The organism is Enterobacter sp. SENG-6, from assembly GCF_001605945.1.
GTDB lineage: Bacteria > Pseudomonadota > Gammaproteobacteria > Enterobacterales > Enterobacteriaceae > Enterobacter > Enterobacter cloacae.
Genome location: NZ_LOMM01000015.1, coordinates 1 through 21,905, shown reverse-complemented (window position 1 = coordinate 21,905; position 21,905 = coordinate 1). Strand labels below are relative to the sequence as shown.

General features: G+C 55.3%; 20 protein-coding genes. 16 read left to right on the top strand and 4 right to left on the bottom strand.

All coding sequences use genetic code 11. The features are described 5' to 3' along the window. Positions 1–2,138: 5-methyltetrahydropteroyltriglutamate--homocysteine S-methyltransferase (gene metE / locus AX755_RS09235; RefSeq protein ID WP_231883354.1), on the top strand; the 2,138-nt coding region annotated here is incomplete at its 5' end. 59 nt (positions 2,139–2,197) lie between these two features. Here metE and AX755_RS09230 read toward each other — a convergent pair. Then, a complete protein-coding gene (locus AX755_RS09230; RefSeq protein WP_013099243.1) occupies positions 2,198–3,004 on the bottom strand; it encodes a dienelactone hydrolase family protein in 807 nt (268 codons plus the stop codon). 255 nt (positions 3,005–3,259) lie between these two features. On the opposite strand from AX755_RS09230, the gene udp reads away from it, so the two are divergent. From udp to tatD, 9 genes are all read left to right on the top strand, one after another. After that, positions 3,260–4,021: a uridine phosphorylase gene (udp, locus tag AX755_RS09225; protein ID WP_003860792.1), complete on the top strand. Its 762-nt coding sequence runs from the start codon at positions 3,260–3,262 to the stop codon at positions 4,019–4,021. A gap of 138 nt (positions 4,022–4,159) precedes the next feature. Then, positions 4,160–5,617 (top strand): DNA recombination protein RmuC, encoded by a 1,458-nt coding sequence (gene rmuC, locus AX755_RS09220; RefSeq protein WP_062856635.1) that lies wholly within the window; start codon positions 4,160–4,162, stop codon positions 5,615–5,617. 66 nt (positions 5,618–5,683) lie between these two features. Then, positions 5,684–6,439 carry a bifunctional demethylmenaquinone methyltransferase/2-methoxy-6-polyprenyl-1,4-benzoquinol methylase UbiE gene (gene ubiE, locus AX755_RS09215; protein ID WP_013099241.1) on the top strand — a complete coding sequence of 252 codons (756 nt, stop codon included), beginning with the start codon at positions 5,684–5,686 and terminating at the stop codon, positions 6,437–6,439. Positions 6,440–6,452: 13 nt separating this feature from the next. Then, positions 6,453–7,058, top strand: a complete 606-nt coding sequence (ubiJ, locus tag AX755_RS09210; RefSeq protein WP_062856634.1) for a ubiquinone biosynthesis protein UbiJ — start codon at positions 6,453–6,455, stop codon at positions 7,056–7,058. After that, positions 7,055–8,695, top strand: a complete 1,641-nt coding sequence (gene ubiB, locus AX755_RS09205) for a ubiquinone biosynthesis regulatory protein kinase UbiB (RefSeq protein ID WP_020688734.1) — start codon at positions 7,055–7,057, stop codon at positions 8,693–8,695. Before ubiJ ends, ubiB begins: the two co-directional genes overlap by 4 nt. A 76-nt stretch (positions 8,696–8,771) precedes the next feature. Next, entirely contained in the window at positions 8,772–9,026 is a 255-nt protein-coding gene (gene tatA, locus AX755_RS09200; RefSeq protein ID WP_013099238.1) for a Sec-independent protein translocase subunit TatA, read from the top strand. A gap of 3 nt (positions 9,027–9,029) precedes the next feature. After that, a complete protein-coding gene (tatB, locus tag AX755_RS09195) occupies positions 9,030–9,572 on the top strand; it encodes a Sec-independent protein translocase protein TatB (RefSeq protein WP_023621768.1) in 543 nt (180 codons plus the stop codon). A 2-nt stretch (positions 9,573–9,574) separates the two neighbouring features. Further along, positions 9,575–10,345, top strand: coding sequence for a Sec-independent protein translocase subunit TatC (gene tatC / locus AX755_RS09190; protein WP_062856633.1), 771 nt, complete (start codon positions 9,575–9,577; stop codon positions 10,343–10,345). A gap of 41 nt (positions 10,346–10,386) precedes the next feature. Further along, the gene (gene tatD / locus AX755_RS09185) at positions 10,387–11,169 is read left to right on the top strand and encodes a 3'-5' ssDNA/RNA exonuclease TatD (RefSeq protein ID WP_062856632.1); all 783 of its coding nucleotides are present in this window, start codon (positions 10,387–10,389) and stop codon (positions 11,167–11,169) included. Here tatD and rfaH read toward each other — a convergent pair. Then, entirely contained in the window at positions 11,166–11,657 is a 492-nt protein-coding gene (gene rfaH / locus AX755_RS09180) for a transcription/translation regulatory transformer protein RfaH (protein ID WP_013099234.1), read from the bottom strand. The two genes, tatD and rfaH, sit on opposite strands and share 4 nt — an antisense overlap. A 173-nt stretch (positions 11,658–11,830) precedes the next feature. Between rfaH and ubiD the strand changes: the two genes are divergently transcribed. Continuing rightward, positions 11,831–13,333 (top strand): 4-hydroxy-3-polyprenylbenzoate decarboxylase, encoded by a 1,503-nt coding sequence (gene ubiD, locus AX755_RS09175; protein ID WP_161496900.1) that lies wholly within the window; start codon positions 11,831–11,833, stop codon positions 13,331–13,333. Positions 13,334–13,363: 30 nt separating this feature from the next. After that, positions 13,364–14,065: an NAD(P)H-flavin reductase gene (gene fre / locus AX755_RS09170; protein WP_013099232.1), complete on the top strand. Its 702-nt coding sequence runs from the start codon at positions 13,364–13,366 to the stop codon at positions 14,063–14,065. Between the two features lie 161 nt (positions 14,066–14,226). On the opposite strand, the gene fadA is transcribed toward fre, so the two are convergent. Beyond that, on the bottom strand, positions 14,227–15,390 hold the full coding sequence (gene fadA, locus AX755_RS09165) for an acetyl-CoA C-acyltransferase FadA (RefSeq protein ID WP_020688730.1): 1,164 nt from the start codon (positions 15,388–15,390) through the stop codon (positions 14,227–14,229). Positions 15,391–15,399: 9 nt separating this feature from the next. Continuing rightward, the gene (fadB, locus tag AX755_RS09160) at positions 15,400–17,589 is read right to left on the bottom strand and encodes a fatty acid oxidation complex subunit alpha FadB (RefSeq protein WP_062856631.1); all 2,190 of its coding nucleotides are present in this window, start codon (positions 17,587–17,589) and stop codon (positions 15,400–15,402) included. Between the two features lie 190 nt (positions 17,590–17,779). On the opposite strand from fadB, the gene pepQ reads away from it, so the two are divergent. From pepQ to hemG, 4 genes are read left to right on the top strand one after another with little or no spacing between them, the layout of a single operon-like run. Next, positions 17,780–19,111, top strand: a complete 1,332-nt coding sequence (gene pepQ / locus AX755_RS09155) for a Xaa-Pro dipeptidase (protein ID WP_062856630.1) — start codon at positions 17,780–17,782, stop codon at positions 19,109–19,111. Further along, the gene (locus AX755_RS09150) at positions 19,111–19,725 is read left to right on the top strand and encodes an IMPACT family protein (RefSeq protein WP_062856629.1); all 615 of its coding nucleotides are present in this window, start codon (positions 19,111–19,113) and stop codon (positions 19,723–19,725) included. Before pepQ ends, AX755_RS09150 begins: the two co-directional genes overlap by 1 nt. A 40-nt stretch (positions 19,726–19,765) precedes the next feature. Then, positions 19,766–21,217: a Trk system potassium transporter TrkH gene (trkH, locus tag AX755_RS09145; RefSeq protein WP_013099227.1), complete on the top strand. Its 1,452-nt coding sequence runs from the start codon at positions 19,766–19,768 to the stop codon at positions 21,215–21,217. Positions 21,218–21,227: 10 nt separating this feature from the next. Beyond that, complete coding sequence (gene hemG / locus AX755_RS09140) at positions 21,228–21,773, top strand: menaquinone-dependent protoporphyrinogen IX dehydrogenase (protein WP_013099226.1); 546 nt, start codon at positions 21,228–21,230, stop codon at positions 21,771–21,773. The last annotated feature ends 132 nt before the right edge of the window (positions 21,774–21,905 follow it).

The window sequence follows — 21,905 nt, the reverse complement described above, 5'->3', positions numbered from 1 at the left end:
AACTGCGTGCCCGCCACTGGGAGCAGCAAAAACAGGCGGGCGTAGACCTGCTGCCGGTGGGCGATTTCGCCTGGTACGACCATGTTCTGACGACCAGCCTGCTGCTTGGCAATGTCCCGGCTCGTCATCAGAACAACGATGGATCGGTAGATATCGACACGCTGTTCCGCATCGGCCGTGGCCGTGCGCCAACCGGTGAGCCAGCGGCAGCGGCGGAAATGACCAAGTGGTTTAACACCAACTATCACTATATGGTGCCGGAGTTTGTTAAAGGTCAGCAGTTCAAACTGACCTGGACCCAGTTGCTGGATGAAGTGGACGAAGCGCTGGCGCTGGGGCACCAGGTGAAACCGGTGCTGCTGGGGCCAGTGACCTACCTGTGGTTAGGAAAAGTCAAAGGCGAGCCGTTCGATCGTCTGAGCCTGCTGAAGGATATCCTGCCGGTCTACAAACAGGTGCTGATTGAGCTGGGCAAACGCGGTATTCAGTGGGTGCAAATCGACGAACCGGCACTGGTGCTCGAACTGCCGCAAGCGTGGCTCGATGCCTTCAAACCGGCTTACGATGCACTGACCGGGCAGGTGAAGCTGCTGCTTACCACCTACTTTGAAGGTGTGACGCCGAACCTCGGTACCATCAACAAATTGCCAGTGCAGGGCCTGCACGTTGACCTGGTGCATGGAAAAGATGATGTTGCAGAACTGCACAAGCGCCTGCCAGCGGAGTGGCTGCTCTCTGCCGGGCTGGTAAACGGTCGTAATGTCTGGCGCGCCGATCTGACAGAAAAATATGCTCAGATTAAGGACATCGTCGGCAAACGTGAACTATGGGTGGCCTCTTCGTGTTCACTGCTGCACAGCCCTATCGATCTCAGCGTTGAAACCCGCCTGGATGCGGAAGTGAAAAGCTGGTTTGCCTTTGCCTTGCAGAAATGTGAAGAACTGGCTCTGCTGCGTGATGCCCTGAACAGCGGTGACACGGCGGCGATTACCGAATGGAGCGCTCCGATTCAGGCCCGTCGTCATTCGTCTCGCGTTCACAACCCGGCGGTGGAAAAACGTCTGGCGGCTATCACCGCGCAGGACAGCCAGCGTCAAAGCCCGTATGAAGTGCGTGCAGAAGCCCAGCGCGCCCGTTTCAACTTGCCTGCGTGGCCAACCACCACCATCGGTTCCTTCCCGCAAACTACCGAGATCCGCGGCCTGCGCCTGGACTTCAAAAAGGGCAACCTTGATGCGGCTAACTACCGCACCGGCATCGCGGAACATATCAAACAGGCGATTGTGGAGCAGGAGCGCTTAGGCCTGGACGTGCTGGTTCACGGGGAGGCAGAGCGTAACGACATGGTGGAGTACTTCGGTGAACATCTGGACGGTTTCGTCTTTACCCAAAACGGCTGGGTACAGAGCTATGGTTCCCGCTGTGTAAAACCACCTGTGGTGATCGGTGACGTCAGCCGTCCGCACCCGATCACCGTCGAATGGGCTAAATATGCCCAGTCCCTGACCGACAAGCCGGTAAAAGGCATGTTGACCGGTCCGGTGACCATTCTTTGCTGGTCCTTCCCGCGTGAGGACGTGACCCGTGAAACCATCGCCAGGCAAATTGCGCTGGCGCTGCGCGATGAAGTGGCGGATCTGGAAGCGGCAGGCATTGGCATCATCCAGATTGACGAACCGGCCCTGCGCGAGGGATTACCGCTGCGTCGCAGCGACTGGGACGCCTACCTGCAGTGGGGTGTGGAAGCGTTCCGCATCAATGCCGCAGTGGCGAAGGACGACACCCAGATCCACACCCACATGTGTTACTGCGAATTTAACGACATCATGGATTCCATTGCCGCACTGGATGCCGACGTGATCACCATCGAGACCTCGCGTTCAGATATGGAACTGCTGGAGTCATTCGAAGAGTTCGATTACCCGAACGAAATCGGGCCGGGCGTATATGACATTCACTCTCCGAACGTGCCGAGCGTGGAGTGGATCGAAGCCCTGCTGAAGAAAGCCGCCCAGCGCATTCCGGCAGAGCGCCTGTGGGTGAACCCGGACTGCGGTCTGAAAACCCGCGGCTGGCCTGAAACCCGCGCGGCGCTGGCGAATATGGTGAAAGCGGCGCAGAATTTGCGTCAGGGTTAAGACAGAGTCGATCCCATTATGTAGCCCGGTAAGGCATCGCCGCCACCGGGCTTTTATGTTTACGCTTTCTTACCGCCGTACTGGCTAAACCACGCCAGCATCCGCTGCCAGCCATCTTTGGCTGATTCCGCGTGATAGCTCGGACGATAATCGGCGTTAAACGCGTGTCCGGCATCCGGGTACACGACAATGTCGGCCTTTGCATTCGCCGCGCGTAGCGCATGGCGCATGGTCTCAACCGTATCGAGCGGAATACCCGTGTCCTGACCACCGTACAGTCCCAGCACCGGGGCATTTAAGTCTGTGGCGATATCAACCGGATGTTTTGGCGAGTTCAGCGTTTTTTCGCCCACCAGTTTACCGTACCAGGCCACAGCAGCTTTCAGCTGAGGATTGTGCGCGGCATACAGCCAGCTAATGCGTCCGCCCCAGCAGAACCCCGTTATCATCAGTCGATGCGCATCACCGCCGTTACGCGCCGCCCAGTTGGCAACATGATCCAGATCGGCCAGCACCTGTGCATCCGGCACTTTACTGACAAGGTTGCTCAAAAGCGTTGGGATATCGCTGTAGTCGTTCGGATCGCCCTGACGGAAATAGAGCTCTGGCGCAACGGCCAGGTAACCTTCCAGCGCCAGTCGGCGGCAGAGGTCGCGAATATGTTCATGAACGCCGAAAATTTCCTGAACCACAATCACGATCGGCAGCGGACCGTCTGCCGATGCTGGTCGCGCGTGGTAAGCAGGCATATTTTCCCCCTGCGAGGGAATGGAGGTCTCTCCCGCCGTAATGGCGTCTTCAGGCGTTGAGACGATGGTTGAGGCATGCGGAGCCGCAGCAGGTGCAAAACCGGTTTTTTCAGTCATGGCATTCTCCGTACCAATGAGTTAGCGCAAAGGTAAATATAGACACCAGGTTAACAACCCACAGTGCCTTAAACGGTCTATCTTTTGTGCAGCACACCACGATATAACTTGTTAATGTGATGTAAATCACCTTTTTATGGAAATCTACTGCAATCATTTTCATTCATGGTGAGATGTGTCACGAAATTATGCGTATCGCTTCTGTAAAGTACCGTTTTACTTCTTCTGACTAACCGACCCACAGAGGAGTCACCTATGTCTAAGTCTGATGTTTTTCATCTCGGCCTCACCAAAAACGATTTACAAGGGGCTACGCTCGCGATCGTCCCGGGCGATCCTGAGCGTGTGGAAAAGATCGCCGCGCTGATGGATAAGCCGGTTAAGCTGGCAGCCCATCGTGAATTCACCACCTGGCGTGCAGAGCTGGATGGTAAGGCCGTGATTGTGTGCTCTACCGGTATCGGTGGCCCATCTACCTCCATTGCCGTTGAAGAACTGGCGCAGCTGGGCATCCGGACGTTCCTGCGTATCGGGACGACTGGTGCGATCCAGCCGCATATCAACGTGGGTGATGTATTGGTGACTACCGCGTCCGTGCGTCTGGATGGGGCGAGTCTGCACTTTGCACCAATGGAATTCCCGGCGGTTGCCGATTTTGAATGTACGACGGCGCTGGTTGAAGCAGCGAAATCCGTTGGCGCAACCACGCACGTGGGCGTAACCGCCTCGTCGGATACCTTCTACCCGGGTCAGGAGCGTTACGACACCTTCTCTGGCCGTGTGGTGAGCCGTTTTAAAGGCTCTATGGAAGAGTGGCAGTCTATGGGCGTGATGAACTATGAAATGGAATCCGCAACGCTGCTGACCATGTGCGCAAGCCAGGGTCTGCGTGCCGGTATGGTGGCGGGGGTTATCGTCAACCGTACCCAGCAGGAAATCCCGAACGCCGAAACCATGAAACAAACCGAAAGTCATGCGGTAAAAATCGTGGTTGAAGCGGCCCGTCGTCTGATCTAATCCTCTCTTCTGACATCAAAGGCCGACACGTTCGGCCTTTATTTTTTGCGTAGCGCCTCGCAGGAAAACCCTTTCAAACTGGACGTTTATACAGCACAATCTTATTTTGTGCGGTAATACGTTGATGCAGGGGGCATTGTGGATCTCTCAATTCTGATTTACGCGGTGATTGCGCTCGCGGGCGTGGCGATAGGCTGGCTGATTTCCAGCTATCAGCACGCGCAGCAAAAGGCCGATCAGCTGGCAGAGCGTGAAGAGATAGTCGCCGAGTTAAGCGCGACAAAACAGCAACTTGCGCTGAGTGAACACTGGCGAGACGAGTGCGAGTTACTCAACAACGAACTGCGCAATCTGCGTGATATCAACACCTCACTGGAAGCCGATCTCCGTGAAGTCACGACCCGCCTGGAATCCACTCAACTGCATGCGGAAGACAAAATCCGCCAGATGATGAACAGCGAGCAGCGCCTCAGCGAACAGTTTGAGAATCTCGCGAACCGCATTTTTGAGCACAGCAACCGCCGCGTTGACGAACAAAACCGCCAGAGTCTGAACAGTCTCCTGACGCCTCTGCGTGAGCAACTGGACGGTTTCCGTCGTCAGGTGCAGGACAGCTTTGGTCAGGAGGCCCGCGAGCGGCACACCCTGGCACACGAAATTCGTAATCTGCAGCAGTTGAATGCACAAATGGCGCAGGAAGCGGTCAACCTGACCCGCGCCCTGAAAGGGGATAACAAAACGCAGGGTAACTGGGGTGAAGTCGTCCTCACGCGGGTGCTGGAAGCCTCTGGACTGCGCGAAGGGTATGAATACGAAACCCAGGTCAGCATAGAAAACGATGCCCGCTCGCGAATGCAGCCAGATGTCATTGTGCGTCTGCCGCAGGGTAAAGATGTGGTGATTGATGCCAAAATGACGCTGGTGGCCTATGAGCGTTACTTTAACGCGGAGGATGACTACACCCGCGAATCGGCGTTGCAGGAGCACATTGCCTCCGTGCGGAACCATATTCGTCTTCTGGGCAGAAAAGACTATCAGCAGTTGCCGGGTTTGCGCTCGCTTGACTATGTTCTGATGTTTATCCCGGTAGAGCCTGCGTTTCTGCTGGCACTCGACAGACAGCCGGAACTGATAACTGAAGCGCTGAAAAACAACATTATGCTGGTCAGCCCCACCACGCTGCTGGTGGCGTTACGCACCATTGCCAACCTGTGGCGCTATGAACATCAGAGCCGCAACGCGCAGCAGATTGCCGATCGCGCCAGCAAGCTGTACGACAAAATGCGCCTCTTTGTGGATGATATGTCCTCGGTCGGGCAAAGCCTGGACCGCGCGCAGGATAACTATCGCCAGGCGATGAAAAAACTCGCCTCCGGGCGGGGTAATCTGCTGGCGCAAGCTGAAGCCTTCCGCGGCCTGGGAGTGGAGGTTAAACGCGAGATTAATCCGGAACTGGTTGAGCAAGCCACGGTACAGGACGAAGAGTTTCGCCTGCGCGAAGGCGCTGATGGACAAAAGAGAGACAGTGAAGACAACGAGTTAACGGCAGAGTTATCGCCAGACCCGCATCAGGCGCGTTTCTTACGTGGTGGTTGAAACGTAGGGCAAACGCGCCCAATCTGTTACACTTCACGAACATTTTACTGATAAGCAGGCTCTGAGATGGTTGACGATTCACAAGACACAACGCACTTTGGCTTTCAGACTGTCGCCAAAGCGCAGAAAGCTGACATGGTGGCCCACGTATTTCATTCCGTGGCGGCGAAGTACGATGTGATGAATGACTTGATGTCATTCGGCATTCATCGCTTGTGGAAGCGCTTCACCATCGACTGTAGCGGTGTGCGTCGTGGACAAACGGTACTGGACCTTGCCGGCGGCACGGGCGATTTGACCGCGAAATTCTCCCGTCTGGTGGGTGAAACCGGGCGTGTTGTTCTGGCTGATATTAACGACTCCATGCTGAAAATGGGGCGTGAGAAGCTGCGTAACATCGGCGTGGTGGGGAATGTGGAATATGTGCAGGCAAACGCCGAGGCGCTGCCGTTCCCGGACAATACCTTTGACTGCATCACTATCTCTTTTGGCCTGCGTAACGTCACCGATAAAGAAAAAGCGCTGCGCTCAATGTATCGCGTGCTGAAGCCGGGCGGACGTCTGCTGGTGCTTGAGTTCTCCAAACCGATTATCGAGCCACTGAGCAAAGCCTACGACGCCTATTCATTCCATGTTCTGCCGCGTATTGGCGAACTGGTGGCAAACGACGCAGAAAGCTACCGCTATCTGGCGGAATCCATTCGCATGCACCCGGATCAGGACACCCTGAAGGCCATGATGCAGGATGCGGCGTTTGAAAACGTTGAGTATTTCAACATGACGGCGGGTGTCGTCGCACTGCATCGCGGTTATAAGTTCTGAGTGGAGGTGTCCTGTGCCCTTTAAACCCTTAGTCACCGCAGGCATCGAGAATGTACTGAATGCCTTTCTCTATCGTGCGCCAGCGCTAAAAGCAGCGCGGCTGCGACTTAACGGGAAGGTATTGCGGATCGTTTTAAAAGAGTTCTCGACGCCGCTTGTGCTGGTCTTCAGCGAACGCCAGCTTGATGTTCTGGGGGAGTGGGAAGGAGACGCCGACTGCTCTGTCATCACGCGCATGAGTGTGCTGCCAAAACTGCGTGACCGCCAGCAGCTGACGGCGCTGATCCGCAGCGGTGAGCTGGAAGTGGAAGGCGACATTCAGGTCGTACAAAATTTCGTTGCGCTCAGCGATCTGGCCGAGTTTGACCCGGCGGAACTGCTTGCCCCGTTTATTGGCGACATTGCAGCGGAAGGGATCGGCAAAGCCCTGCATGGTGGTACCGCCTTCCTGCGTAAAAGCTTGCAACGTCAGCAGCGCTATGCGGCAGAAGTGCTGACTGAAGAGTGGCGTATGGCCCCCGGACCGCTGGAAGTGGCCTGGTTCGCGGAAGAGACTGCGGCTGTTGAACGTGCGGTTGATGCGTTAACCAAACGGCTGGAAAAACTGGAGGGCAAATGACGCCTGGTGAAATTCGGCGCCTCTATTTTATCGTCCACACCTTTTTGAGTTACGGGCTCGACGAGCTTATCCCCAAAATGCGTATCACGCTGCCGCTTCGTATCTGGCGGCGGATGTTGTTCTGGATGCCTAATCGCCACAAAGGACAGCCGCTGGGTGAACGCCTGCGTCTGGCGCTACAGGAGCTGGGCCCGGTATGGATTAAGTTCGGCCAAATGCTCTCGACCCGTCGCGATCTTTTCCCGCCCCAGATTGCCGATCAGCTGGCACTGCTGCAGGATCGCGTGGCCCCGTTTGACGGCGTGCGCGCGAAAAAACAGATCGAAGAGGCGATGGGCAATATTCCTGTTGAGACCTGGTTCGACGATTTCGACATTCAGCCGCTGGCTTCTGCTTCTATTGCCCAGGTGCATACCGCGCGTCTGAAAGAGAATGGCAAAGAAGTCGTGATCAAAGTTATCCGCCCGGATATTCTGCCGATCATCAAAGCGGACATGAAGCTTATCTATCGTCTGGCGCGCTGGGTTCCGCGTCTGCTCCCTGACGGACGCCGCCTGCGCCCGCTGGAAGTGGTACGGGAATATGAAAAAACGCTGATCGATGAACTAAACCTGCTGCGCGAATCGGCAAACGCCATTCAGCTACGGCGCAATTTTGAAAACAGCCCGATGCTGTATGTTCCTGAAGTCTATTCTGACTACTGCAGCCAGAACATGATGGTCATGGAACGTATTTACGGTATTCCCGTCTCGGATGTCGTGGCCCTGGAGAAACAGGGAACGAACATGAAGCTGCTGGCCGAACGTGGCGTACAGGTCTTCTTTACTCAGGTCTTCCGCGACAGCTTTTTCCACGCAGACATGCATCCGGGCAATATCTTTGTGAGCTATGAGCATCCGGACGACCCGCAATATATCGGCATTGATTGCGGTATTGTCGGCTCGCTCAATAAAGAAGATAAGCGTTATCTGGCGGAGAATTTTATCGCCTTCTTTAATCGTGACTACCGTAAAGTGGCTGAACTGCACGTTGACTCAGGTTGGGTTCCGCCGGACACCAATGTCGAAGAGTTTGAGTTTGCCATCCGTACAGTCTGTGAACCGATTTTTGAAAAACCGCTGGCGGAAATCTCGTTCGGTCACGTGTTGCTGAATCTGTTTAACACCGCTCGCCGCTTCAATATGGAAGTGCAGCCACAGCTTGTTTTACTTCAGAAAACATTACTTTACGTTGAAGGTGTAGGTCGACAGCTCTATCCTCAGTTAGACTTGTGGAAGACCGCGAAACCGTTCCTGGAATCCTGGATTAAGGATCAGGTTGGCATTCCGGCTCTGGTACGAGCTTTCAAAGAGAAAGCCCCGTTCTGGGTTGAAAAAATGCCGGAACTTCCTGAACTGGTGTATGACAGTTTGCGTCAGAGCAAGAACCTTCAGCTCAGCATGGATAAAATCGCCCACGAGCTTCAGTCGAACCGCGTACGCCAGGGCCAGTCTCGCTATCTGTTTGGCATTGGCGCAACCCTGCTGCTCAGTGGTACGTTGTTGTTAATCAACCGTCCGGACTGGCAGATGATGCCCGCCTGGCTAATGGCTGCCGGAATAGTGGTCTGGTTCGTTGGCTGGAGAAAGACGCGCTGAACAGGCATCGCTATCACCAGGTCGCATACGTATAATGCGGTCTGACTAATTAATCATCTATCTCTGAGGAATATGTATGGGTGGTATCAGTATCTGGCAATTAGTCATTATTGCCGTCATCGTCGTGCTGCTGTTTGGCACCAAAAAGCTCGGTTCTATCGGTTCCGATCTGGGCGCGTCTATCAAAGGCTTCAAGAAAGCAATGAGCGATGATGAGAGCAAGCAGGATAAAACCAGCCAGGACGCTGACTTTACTGCTAAATCCATCTCCGACAAGCAAGAAGATGCCAAAAAGGAAGACGCTAAACGCCACGATAAAGAGCAGGTGTAAGTCGTGTTCGACATTGGTTTTAGTGAGCTGCTGCTGGTCTTTGTGATTGGCCTCATCGTGCTGGGGCCACAGCGTTTACCCGTTGCAGTAAAAACGGTTGTGGGGTGGGTGCGTGCGCTTCGTTCGCTGGCATCCACCGTACAGAACGAGCTGGCGCAGGAACTTAAGCTGCAGGAGTTTCAGGAAAGCCTGAAAAAGGTTGAGAAGGCGAGCATGGATAACCTGACGCCGGAACTGAAAGCCTCCATGGATGAACTGCGCGAAGCGGCAGAATCCATGAAGCGCTCGTACAGCGTTAACGATCCTGAAAAAGCGAGCGATGAAGCGAACACCATCCATAACCCGGTGGTGAAAAATAGTGAAGCGCAGCGAGAGGGCGTAACGCCTGCCAGCGCGGAGCATCAGGCCACCGCGCCTGAACATACGCCGCAGGAACCTGAACTGAAAAAACAGGCGCAGCCGGAAGACCCTGTGGTCAACGCGGCTGAAGCAAAGCCCGCCGCGCCTGTTACCGAATCATCCCCCTCGTCGAGTGATAAAGCGTAAACATGGCAGTAGATGATACTCAACCGCTCATTACGCACCTCATTGAGCTGCGTAAGCGCCTGTTAAACTGCATTATTGCGGTTTTCGTTATTTTCTTATGCCTGGTTTATTTCGCCAATGACATCTACCAGGTTGTCTCCGCGCCGCTGATAAGGCAGATGCCGCTGGGCGCAACGATGATCGCGACGGACGTTGCTTCGCCGTTCTTTACGCCCATTAAGCTCACGTTCTGGGTATCGTTGATCGCTTCTGCACCCATCCTGCTGTATCAGATCTGGGCGTTTGTGGCGCCCGCTCTGTATAAGCATGAACGCAAACTGGTGATCCCGCTGCTAGTCTCCAGCTCGCTGCTGTTCTATATCGGCATGGCGTTTGCCTATTTTGTTGTCTTCCCGCTGGCCTTTGGCTTCCTGACGCATACCGCGCCGGAAGGGGTACAGGTGTCGACCGATATTGCCAGCTACCTCAGCTTTGTGATGGCGCTGTTTATGGCATTCGGCGTGGCGTTCGAAGTGCCGGTTGCGATTGTGCTGCTTTGCTGGGTGGGTGTAACCACACCAGAAGACCTGCGTAAAAAGCGTCCGTATATTCTGGTCGGCGCATTTGTGGTCGGCATGCTGCTGACGCCGCCCGATGTCTTCTCGCAAACGCTGCTGGCCATACCGATGTACTGTCTGTTTGAGGTAGGCGTCTTCTTCTCACGTTTCTATGTGGGGAAAGGGCGTCGATCAGAGGACGAAGACGACGTCTCTGAAAAGAGCACTGAAGAGTAAAACCAGCCGCCCGTCAGGGCGGTTGTCATATGGGGAATTGCATGTTTGATATTGGACTTAACCTGACCAGTTCACAGTTTGCGAAAGATCGCGACGACGTCGTGGCGCGCGCGTTTGCCGCCGGCGTAAAAGGGCTGCTGCTGACAGGCACCAACCTGCATGAAAGCGAGCAGGCGCAACAGCTGGCCCAACGCTACGATCGCTGCTGGTCTACGGCGGGCGTGCATCCTCATGACAGCAGCCAGTGGACGTCGGAGAGCGCTGAAATCATTCACAGGCTGGCGAAAACTGCCGAAGTGGTGGCTATCGGGGAATGTGGGCTCGATTTCAACCGTAATTTTTCCACCCCTGCCGAGCAGGAAAAAGCGTTTACGGCGCAACTTGCCCTGGCGGCCGAGCTTGAAATGCCGGTGTTTATGCACTGTCGCGACGCGCATGAGCGCTTCCTCGCGCTGCTGGATCCCTGGCTGGATAAACTGCCAGGCGCGGTGCTGCACTGTTTTACCGGTTCACGTCAGGAGGCGCTGGACTGTCTGGATCGTGGGCTTTATTTGGGGATTACCGGCTGGGTGTGCGATGAGCGCCGCGGGCTGGAGCTTCGCGAACTGTTGCCGGTGATCCCGGCCGACCGGTTGCTCCTCGAAACCGACGCGCCTTATTTATTGCCGCGTGATATCAAACCAAAACCGGCATCGCGACGTAACGAACCGGCATGGCTGGGGCATATTGTCACGAGCGTGGCGCAGTGGCGCGGAGAGGATCCGCACGGTTTATCTGCGCAGACGGATGACAACGTGCGTCGCCTGTTTGGCATTGATTTTTAAACTTTGCGGAAGTCGGTGTTTTTCACGCTCTGTAGCACCTGCTTATTAAGCAGATTGAGCAATAACATGGAGCGTGCTTCACCGTCCGGCTCGGCGAAAATCGCCTGCAGGCCTTCGAAGGCACCTTCGGTGATGACGACGCTGTCTCCCGCGTACGGGGTTTCCGGGTCGGTAATATCTTCAGGTTGTTGATAAACCGAAAGCTGATGGATCACCGTCGAAGGCACCGTTGCCGGGTGCGCACCAAAACGAACAAAATGGCTGACGCCGCGCGTGGCGCTGATGGTGGTGGTGTGGATCACTTCCGGGTCGAATTCCACGAACAAATAGTTCGGAAATAGCGGCTCACTGACGGTTGTGCGCTTCCCGCGCTGCATTTTTTCAAGCGTGATCACGGGTGTCAGGCAATTTACAGACTGACGTTCTAAATGTTCCTGCGCGCGCTGAAGTTGCCCGCGTTTGCAATACAGTAAATACCAGGCCTGCATAATCACTCTTTCCCTTAGTTTCGGGCGCAAGCATATCAAAACCCTGGCGGGATCGCTAAGTTGATTATAATGGCCGAAAAGGGAACAGGATGCAGAAGTTCACGCTAATTTAACAAAATTACAGCATCACGCAGGCTTACGCCGTATAATGAAGCGCTTACAGAGAGGCCATGATTAACTGCATGAAATACCACGATCTCCGCGACTTCCTGACGCTGCTGGAAAAGCAGGGCGAACTCAAACGCATTACGCTTCCTGTCGATCCTTATCTGGAAATGACAGAAATTGCTGACCGCACCCTGCGTGCCGGTGGCCCGGCGCTTCTGTTTGAAAACCCGAAGGGTTATTCAATGCCGGTGCTGTGCAACCTGTTTGGAACCCCTCGCCGTGTGGCGTTGGGCATGGGCCAGGAGGACGTCACGGCGTTACGTGAAGTGGGTAAACTGCTGGCGTTTCTGAAAGAGCCGGAGCCACCGAAAGGCTTCCGCGATCTGTTCGATAAGCTGCCGCAGTTTAAGCAGGTGTTGAACATGCCAACCAAACGTCTGCGTGGCGCGCCGTGCCAGCAGAAAGTGCTGGAAGGGGATGCGGTAGATCTGACCAAAATCCCGATCATGCAGTGCTGGCCTGAAGATGCCGCGCCACTCATTACGTGGGGGCTCACCGTCACACGCGGGCCGCATAAAGAGCGTCAAAATCTGGGTATTTACCGCCAGCAGCTGATTGGCAAGAATAAGCTCATCATGCGCTGGCTGTCGCATCGCGGCGGCGCGCTGGATTTCCAGGAGTGGTGCGCTGCACACCCGGGCGAGCGTTTTCCGGTCTCAGTTGCGTTAGGGGCCGACCCCGCCACCATTCTGGGCGCGGTAACGCCAGTGCCGGATACACTCTCTGAATATGCCTTTGCAGGACTGCTGCGTGGCACCAAAACGGAAGTCGTGAAGTGTATCTCTAACGACCTCGAAGTGCCCGCGAGTGCAGAGATTGTCCTGGAAGGTTACATTGAACAGGGCGAGCTGGCACCCGAAGGTCCGTACGGTGACCACACGGGCTATTATAACGAAGTGGATAACTTCCCGGTGTTTACCGTCACGCACATTACCCAGCGTGAAGATGCGATTTATCACTCCACCTATACCGGACGTCCACCGGATGAACCTGCAGTACTGGGCGTGGCGCTGAATGAGGTGTTTGTGCCGATCCTGCAAAAGCAGTTCCCGGAAATTGTTGATTTCTATCTGCCGCCGGAAGGATGCTCGTATCGCCTGGCGGTGGTCACAATGAAGAAGCAGTATCCTGGTCACGCTAAACGCGTGATGATGGGCGTATGGTCTTTCCTGCGCCAGTTTATGTATACCAAATTTGTGATTGTCTGCGATGATGACGTTAACGCCCGCGACTGGAATGATGTTATCTGGGCCATTACCACGCGAATGGATCCGGCGCGCGATACGGTGTTAGTGGAAAACACGCCGATAGATTATCTGGATTTTGCCTCGCCGGTCTCCGGTCTTGGCTCAAAAATGGGACTGGATGCCACAAATAAATGGCCTGGCGAAACCGACCGTGAATGGGGTCGCCCGATCAAGAAAGATCCTGCTGTGACCGCGCGAATTGACGCGATCTGGGACGAACTGGCCATAATGAATAACGGTAAACCGCAGGCTGACCGTTAAGCCCTATAGACTTCCCGACAGAGAGAGCGAATGACAACCTTAAGCTGTAAAGTGACCTCGGTAGATGCTATCACCGACACCGTATATCGCGTCCGTTTAGTGCCTGAAGCGGCATTCTCTTTCCGTGCTGGTCAGTACCTGATGGTCGTGATGGATGAACGTGATAAGCGTCCTTTCTCTATGGCCTCAACGCCAGCGGAGCAGGAATTTATTGAGCTTCATATTGGTGCGTCAGAGCTTAACCTGTATGCAATGGCCGTCATGGACCGCATTCTAAAAGAGCGCGAGATCGTGGTGGATATTCCCCACGGTGATGCATGGCTGCGTGACGATGAAGACCGTCCGCTGATCCTGATTGCCGGTGGTACAGGCTTCTCCTACGTGCGCTCTATTCTGTTGACGGCCCTGGCGCGTAACCCGAACCGTGATATCACTATCTACTGGGGTGGCCGCGAAGAGAAACATCTCTACGATCTCTCTGAGCTTGAAGCGCTGAGCGTTAACCATCCCAACCTGCGTGTTGAACCGGTGGTTGAGCAGCCGGAAGAGGGCTGGCGTGGGCGTAGCGGCACAGTGCTAACGGCGGTACTGCAGGATCATGGCACGCTGGCAGGGCACGATATCTATATCGCTGGCCGCTTTGAGATGGCGAAAATTGCCCGTGACCTGTTCTGTAACGAACGTGATGCGCGTGAAGATCGTCTGTTTGGCGATGCTTTTGCGTTTATCTAAATAAAAAACCCGCCCCTGACAGGCGGGAAGAACGGCAACTAAACTGTCTCTCTTCGCAAATGGTGTTACTTGCGGCGAGGTACCTCTCGTAGGCCGGGAAAGCGCAGCGCCTCCCGGCAAAAGCCCGATGGCGCGATGCTTATCGGGCCTACGTTATAGCCTTACACTCTCTCAAACACCGTTGCGATACCCTGACCCAACCCAATACACATCGTTGCCAGACCAAACTGCGCGTCTTTGCGTTCCATCAGGTTAATCAGCGTTGTGCTGATACGCGCCCCGGAGCAGCCCAGCGGGTGACCGAGGGCGATCGCGCCGCCGTTGAGGTTAATTTTCTCGTCGATCTGCTCCATCAGCCCCAGATCTTTAATGCACGGTAGGATCTGCGCGGCGAAGGCTTCGTTCATCTCGAACACGTCGATATCACTGGTGGTCAATCCCGCTTTCTTCAGCGCCAGCTTCGAGGCCGGAACCGGGCCGTAACCCATGATAGAAGGATCGCAGCCTACCACCGCCATTGAGCGCACCCGGGCGCGAGGCGTTAACCCCAGCTCGCGGGCGCGGCTTTCGCTCATTACCAGCATCGCGGCCGCTCCGTCAGACAGCGCCGACGAGGTACCGGCTGTAACCGTACCGGTGACCGGGTCAAACGCCGGACGCAGGGTGGATAGCGCTTCAACGGTGGTTTCCGGGCGGATCACTTCGTCGTAGCTGAACTGCTTCAGAACGCCATCAGCATCATGGCCGCCGGTCGGGATGATCTCATTCTTAAACGCGCCGGATTGCGTGGCGGCCCATGCACGAGCATGAGAACGCGCGGCGAAGGTATCCTGCATTTCACGGCTAATTCCGTGCAGGCGGGACAGCATTTCAGCGGTCAGGCCCATCATTCCTGCGGCTTTCGCCACGTTACGGCTCATGCCCGGGTGGAAATCGACCCCGTGGCTCATTGGCACATGGCCCATGTGCTCCACGCCGCCGACCAGGCAGGCCTGCGCGTCACCGGTCATGATCATACGCGCCGCATCATGCAGTGCCTGCATTGAGGAGCCGCACAGACGGTTGACGGTAACTGCCGGCACCGAATGTGGGATCTCCGCCAGCAGCGAAGCATTGCGGGCGATGTTGAAGCCCTGCTCAAGCGTCTGTTGCACACAGCCCCAGTAGATATCGTCGAGCGCAGCCGGGTCCAGCGCCGGATTACGCGCCAGCAGGCTACGCATCAGGTGCGCTGAGAGATCCTCTGCACGCACGTTACGGAATGCGCCGCCTTTTGAACGGCCCATCGGGGTGCGAATCGCATCAACAATGACAACCTTTTCCATTGTGACTCCTTAAGCCGTTTTCAGCTCGCCAACCGGACGGGCTGGCTCAACTGCTGGGTAATAGGATTCGTTATGGCGCGCTTTATTACGCAGCCCTTCCGGCACGTCATACAGCGGGCCGAGGTGCTGATACTGCTGCACCATATCGAGATAGCGGGCGCTGCCGAGCGTATCCAGCCAGCGGAACGCGCCACCGTGGAACGGAGGGAAGCCCAGGCCATAGACCAGCGCCATATCGGCTTCTGCCGGACTGGCGATAATGCCTTCTTCCAGGCAACGCACCACTTCGTTGATCATCGGAATCATCATCCGGGCGATGATTTCATCGTCCGTGAAGTCACGTTTTGGCTGGCTAACCCCGGCCAGCAGGCTATCCACCGCCGGATCTTCTTCTTTCTTCGGTTTGCCTTTGCTGTCTTCTTTATAGCGCCAGAAGCCCAGACCGTTTTTCTGACCAAAGCGGTTGGCGTCAAACAGGGCGTCAATCGCATCGCGATAATCTTTCTGCATGCGCTGTGGGAAGCCCGCCGCCATAACCGCTTGCGCGTGATGCGCGGTATCAATGCCAACCACATCCAGCAGATACGCCGGCCCCATCGGCCAGCCGAACTGTTTTTCCATCACTTTGTCGACTTTGCGGAAGTCCGCGCCGTCGCGCAGCAGCTGGCTGAAACCAGCGAAGTAAGGGAACAGTACGCGGTTGACAAAGAAGCCCGGGCAGTCGTTGACCACAATCGGGGTTTTGCCCATCTTACTGGCCCACGCCACCACTTTTGCGATGGTGTCGTCAGAGGTTTTTTCGCTGCGGATCACTTCAACCAGTGGCATGCGGTGCACCGGGTTGAAGAAATGCATTCCGCAGAAGTTTTCCGGGCGCTTCAGGACGCTTGCCAGCTCGCTAATCGGAATCGTCGAGGTGTTAGAGGCCAGTACGGTCTCCGGACGCACTTTCTCTTCCGTTTCGGTCAGTACCGCTTTCTTCACTTTCGGGTTCTCTACCACGGCCTCAACCACCACATCTACGCGGTCAAAACCGGTGTATTCCAGTACGGGCTGGATAGTAGAGATCACGCCTGAGAGTTTCAGACCGTCAATTTTGCCGCGTTCCAGCTGTTTATTGAGCAGCTTGGCCGCTTCGGTCATCCCCAGCGTCAGGGATTTCTCGCTGATGTCTTTCATCACCACCGGCACGCCCTTCCAGGCGGACTGGTAAGCGATGCCGCCGCCCATAATGCCAGCGCCAAGTACCGCCGCATGTTTTGGCGTCTCAACGTTTTTCGTCAGCTGTTTTGCTTTACCTTTCACGAACTGATCGTTGAGGAAGATACCCACCAGCGCGCGGGCTTCATTGGTATGTGCCAGCGGGACAAAGCTCTGGTTTTCGAGTTTCAGGGCTTCGTCACGGCCAAAGCGGGCTGCGGCTTCGATGGTTTTCACCGCCGTGATCGGCGCCGGGTAGTGTTTACCCGCCGTCTGCATCACCATGCCCTTGGCGATGGTGAAACTCATGGCTGCTTCAATCTTGCTGAGCTTTAACGGCTCCAGTTTCGGCTGGCGTTTGGCCTTCCAGTCGAGATCGCCGTTAATGGCCTGACGCAGAATGGCGAGGGAGCCTTCAATCAGTTTTTCTGGCTTCACGACGCCATCAACCAGGCCGATTTTTTGCGCCTGCTCTGCGCCAACATCTTTACCTGCGGCAATAATTTCCAGCGCGCTGTCGGCACCCAGCATGCGCGGCATACGTACGGAGCCGCCAAAGCCCGGCATAATGCCCAGTTTGGTTTCCGGCAGGCCGATGCGCAGATCCGGCGTGGCGAGGCGGTAGTCGGTGGCCAGCACGCATTCACAGCCGCCGCCCAGCGCGTAGCCGTTAACGGCGGAAAGGGTCGGGACAGGCAGATCTTCCAGACGATTAAAGACGCTGTTGGCAAAGTGCAGCCACTGGCTCAGCTGTTCTTCAGGCACCAGGAACAGTGAAAGAAATTCGGTGATATCGGCACCAACAATAAAGGCCGCTTTGTTCGAGCGCAGCAGCAGCCCCTTTAAATCAGTTTGCTTTTCAAGTACATCCAGCGCCTGGCCAAGACTGGCCACCGTCGCGGTATCGAGCTTGTTGACTGAGCCGGGGGCATCGAACACCAGTTCGGCAATGCCATCTTCCAGCCAGTTGAGGTACAGGGTGTCGCCTTTGTAGAGCATGTCAGTCTCCTGAATCCAGCAAGTGGATCTGGTCATACCAGATGAGTCGGAGTGTGGGATTTATGTTAATAAAATGCAAATTACTCATTAAGAAATTGCTGCATTGATCACGGTCGGTGGAAATCACGCAGCCGGAGACAGGTGTGCTAAGATGCGAGGACTTGAGGTCAAAAAAACGAAAGGAAGAATGATGGACTCACTGGCTTCGCTTTATAAAAATCATATCGTTACCCTACAGGAACGTACCCGTGATGTACTTGCCCGCTTTAAGCTGGATGCGCTGTTAATCCACTCGGGCGAGCTGATGAATACCTTCCTGGATGACCATGCGTATCCGTTTAAGGTTAACCCGCAGTTTAAAGCCTGGGTGCCGGTAACACAGGTGCCAAATTGCTGGTTGCTGGTGGATGGCGTGAACAAGCCGAAACTGTGGTTCTATCTGCCTGTGGATTACTGGCACAACGTTGAGCCGCTGCCGACCAGCTTCTGGACAGAAGAAGTGGAGGTCATGGCTTTACCAAAAGCCGACGGTATTGGCAGCCAGTTGCCTGCCGCGCGTGGCAATATTGTCTACATTGGCCCGGTCCCGGAGCGTGCGCTGGGTCTGGATATCCCGGCGGACAAACTCAACCCGAAAGGAGTGCTGGATTTCCTGCACTATTACCGCGCGTATAAAACCGACTACGAACTTTACTGCATGCGTGAAGCGCAAAAAACGGCGGTGAATGGTCACCGTGCAGCGCATGAAGCCTTCCAGTCCGGTATGAGCGAGTTCGATATCAATCAGGCGTACCTCACCGCGACCGGTCACCGTGACACCGATGTGCCTTACAGCAACATCGTCGCTCTGAATGAGCATGCCTCTGTGCTGCATTACACCAAACTGGATCACCATGTGCCGTCTGAGATGCGCAGCTTCCTGCTGGACGCAGGCGCAGAGTACAACGGCTACGCGGCTGACCTGACCCGTACCTGGGCGGCCAATGCGGATACCGATTTTGCGCATCTGATTAAAGACGTTAACGATGAGCAACTGGCGCTTATCAGCACCATGAAAGCCGGAACCAGCTATGTGGATTACCATATCCAGTTCCATCAGCGCATTGCTAAACTGCTGCGTAAACACCAGATCGTGAAAGACATGAGCGAAGAGGCGATGGTCGAAAACGATCTGACCGGACCCTTTATGCCGCACGGTATCGGCCACCCGCTGGGTCTGCAGGTTCATGATGTTGCGGGCTTTATGCAGGATGATACCGGCACGCACCTCGCCGCGCCGTCTAAATATCCTTACCTGCGCTGCACGCGTATCCTTGAGCCGCGCATGGTGCTGACCATCGAGCCGGGGATCTACTTTATCGAATCGCTGTTAGCGCCATGGCGCGAAGGTCAGTTCAGCAAGCACTTCAACTGGGAAAAAATTGACGCGCTGAAGCCGTTTGGCGGTATTCGTATCGAAGATAACGTCGTGATTCATGAGAACGGTATCGAGAATATGACGCGAGACCTGAAGCTGGCCTGATGGAAAGCTGGCTGATACCGGCTGAGCCGGTCACCTTTGTTGAAGAAATCAAGAAAAGCCGCTTTATTACGCTGCTGGCACACACCGATGGCGTAGAGGCGGCAAAGGCGTTTGTTGAGTCTGTCCGCGCTGCGCATCCCGACGCCCGTCACCACTGCGTGGCGTGGGTCGCCGGGCCGCCAAACGATTCGCAGCAGCTGGGTTTTTCTGATGACGGTGAACCGGCGGGTACTGCCGGTAAACCTATGCTTTCCCAGCTCATGGGCAGTGGCGTGGGTGAAATCACCGCCGTGGTTGTTCGCTACTACGGCGGCATTTTATTAGGTACCGGTGGGCTGGTGAAAGCGTATGGCGGGGGCGTACAGCAGGCGCTTAATATGTTGGTCACTACCCGCAAAACGCCACTCACCGAATATACTTTGTTGTGCGACTACGCCCAGCTATCGGGTGTCGAAGCGCTGCTTAAACAGTTTAACGGTGTGATTGCACACAGTGATTACCAGGCAATGGTGCAATTGCGCGTGGCGCTTCCTCAGGCTGAACAGGCTGCTTTTTCGGCAAAACTGGCGGATTTTAGTCGCGGTTCGTTGCAATTGCTGCCGATTGAAGAATAATCCCCACCTCACTTTTTGAATACCAAAGGAAGCGGCAGAGATGCATTTTCGTGCCATAACCCGAATCGTTGGACTGCTGGTCATACTTTTTTCCGGGACAATGATTCTCCCAGGACTGGTGGCGCTTATCTACCGGGACGGCGCGGGGCGGGCATTTACCCAGACCTTCTTTGTTGCGCTGGCGATTGGCTCGCTGCTGTGGTGGCCAAACCGTCGTCAGAAAGGTGAGCTGAAATCACGTGAAGGGTTTCTGATTGTGGTGCTGTTCTGGACGGTGCTGGGAAGCGTCGGTTCGCTGCCCTTTATTTTCTCTGAACAGCCCAATCTGAGCATCACGGATGCCTTTTTTGAATCCTTCTCCGGCTTAACGACTACCGGCGCGACTACGCTGGTTGGGCTGGATTCGTTACCCCACGCCATTCTCTTTTATCGCCAGATGCTGCAATGGTTCGGTGGTATGGGGATCATTGTTCTGGCGGTTGCCATCCTTCCTATCCTGGGCGTCGGGGGCATGCAGTTGTACAGGGCAGAAATGCCGGGGCCACTGAAAGATAACAAGATGCGCCCGCGTATTGCCGAGACGGCGAAGACCCTGTGGCTGATTTATGTTTTACTGACCGTTGCCTGTGCGCTGGCGCTGTGGTTTGCCGGTATGCCCGCGTTCGATGCCATCGGGCACAGCTTCGCGACAATCGCCATCGGCGGGTTCTCTACCCACGATGCCAGCGTGGGCTACTTTGATAGTCCAACGATCAACACCATTATTGCTATTTTCCTGCTGATCTCCGGCTGTAACTACGGTCTACACTTCTCATTACTCAGCGGACGTAGCCTGAAGGTGTACTGGCGCGACCCGGAGTTCCGTATGTTTATTGGCGTCCAGCTCACGCTGGTGGTCATCTGTACGCTGGTGCTCTGGTTCCATGATGTCTATAACTCGGCATTGACCACGCTAAACCAGGCGTTCTTCCAGGTGGTGTCGATGGCGACAACCGCAGGTTTTACCACGGACAGCATTGCGCGCTGGCCGCTGTTCCTGCCTGTGCTGCTGCTGTGCTCGGCATTTATTGGTGGTTGCGCAGGGTCGACGGGCGGTGGCCTGAAGGTGATTCGTATTCTGCTGCTCTTCAAGCAGGGGAACCGTGAATTAAAACGCCTGGTTCACCCGAATGCAGTCTATAGCATCAAGCTGGGCAACCGTGCCCTGCCGGAACGTATTCTCGAAGCGGTGTGGGGATTCTTCTCGGCGTATGCCCTGGTCTTTATCGTCAGTATGCTGGCAATCATCGCGACGGGGGTGGATGATTTCTCTGCCTTTGCGTCCGTTGTGGCAACACTTAATAACCTCGGGCCTGGCCTGGGGGTCGTGGCGGATAACTTTGCCAGTATGAACCCGGTCGCGAAATGGATCCTAATCGCCAATATGCTGTTTGGGCGTCTTGAGGTCTTTACGCTGCTGGTGCTGTTCACCCCAACATTCTGGCGCGAGTAAGGAGTCGTCGGTGAAAACACTTATTCTATTCTCTACGCGAGACGGGCAAACGCGTGAGATTGCCTCTTATCTGGCTTCTGAACTACAAGAGCTGGGCATTTACTCTGATGTGGTGAACCTGAACCGTACGGAGCAAATCGCCTGGCAGGATTACGACCGCGTGGTGATTGGGGCGTCTATCCGTTACGGGCATTTCCATCCTGCGCTGGATCGCTTTGTGAAAAAGCATACGGCAGCGCTCAATAAGCTGCCCGGGGCGTTCTACTCGGTCAATCTGGTGGCCCGCAAACCTGAAAAGCGTACACCGCAGACCAACAGCTACACGCGTAAGTTTTTGCTGAATTCGCCGTGGCAGCCAGACCTGTGTGCCGTCTTTGCAGGGGCGCTGCGTTATCCCCGCTATCGCTGGTATGACCGCTTTATGATTCGGCTGATTATGAAAATGACCGGCGGTGAAACCGATACGCGTAAAGAAGTGGTTTATACCGACTGGACGCAGGTGAGCAGTTTTGCCCGGGAAATCGCGCATTTATCACCCGAATCGCGGCGTATTTAAGCGTGGAGTTTGAAAAGTGAGCGAACGAAATGTTTTTTGTATTTTGTGCTTGTCACTTCAGAATAACTCCCTATAATGCGCCTCCACTGACACGGAACAACGGCACACACGCCGCCGGGTCAGCAGAGAAAA

What these genes read in the sequence shown, in the direction of transcription:
- AX755_RS09230 (WP_013099243.1), bottom strand. Translation starts at nt 3,004, where the DNA reads ATGACTGAAAAAACCGGTTTTGCACCTGCTGCGGCTCCGCATGCCTCA.
- udp (WP_003860792.1), top strand. Translation starts at nt 3,260, where the DNA reads ATGTCTAAGTCTGATGTTTTTCATCTCGGCCTCACCAAAAACGATTTA.
- ubiE (WP_013099241.1), top strand. Translation starts at nt 5,684, where the DNA reads ATGGTTGACGATTCACAAGACACAACGCACTTTGGCTTTCAGACTGTC.
- ubiB (WP_020688734.1), top strand. Translation starts at nt 7,055, where the DNA reads ATGACGCCTGGTGAAATTCGGCGCCTCTATTTTATCGTCCACACCTTT.
- tatA (WP_013099238.1), top strand. Translation starts at nt 8,772, where the DNA reads ATGGGTGGTATCAGTATCTGGCAATTAGTCATTATTGCCGTCATCGTC.
- tatC (WP_062856633.1), top strand. Translation starts at nt 9,575, where the DNA reads ATGGCAGTAGATGATACTCAACCGCTCATTACGCACCTCATTGAGCTG.
- tatD (WP_062856632.1), top strand. Translation starts at nt 10,387, where the DNA reads ATGTTTGATATTGGACTTAACCTGACCAGTTCACAGTTTGCGAAAGAT.
- rfaH (WP_013099234.1), bottom strand. Translation starts at nt 11,657, where the DNA reads ATGCAGGCCTGGTATTTACTGTATTGCAAACGCGGGCAACTTCAGCGC.
- fre (WP_013099232.1), top strand. Translation starts at nt 13,364, where the DNA reads ATGACAACCTTAAGCTGTAAAGTGACCTCGGTAGATGCTATCACCGAC.
- fadA (WP_020688730.1), bottom strand. Translation starts at nt 15,390, where the DNA reads ATGGAAAAGGTTGTCATTGTTGATGCGATTCGCACCCCGATGGGCCGT.
- fadB (WP_062856631.1), bottom strand. Translation starts at nt 17,589, where the DNA reads ATGCTCTACAAAGGCGACACCCTGTACCTCAACTGGCTGGAAGATGGC.
- pepQ (WP_062856630.1), top strand. Translation starts at nt 17,780, where the DNA reads ATGGACTCACTGGCTTCGCTTTATAAAAATCATATCGTTACCCTACAG.
- AX755_RS09150 (WP_062856629.1), top strand. Translation starts at nt 19,111, where the DNA reads ATGGAAAGCTGGCTGATACCGGCTGAGCCGGTCACCTTTGTTGAAGAA.
- trkH (WP_013099227.1), top strand. Translation starts at nt 19,766, where the DNA reads ATGCATTTTCGTGCCATAACCCGAATCGTTGGACTGCTGGTCATACTT.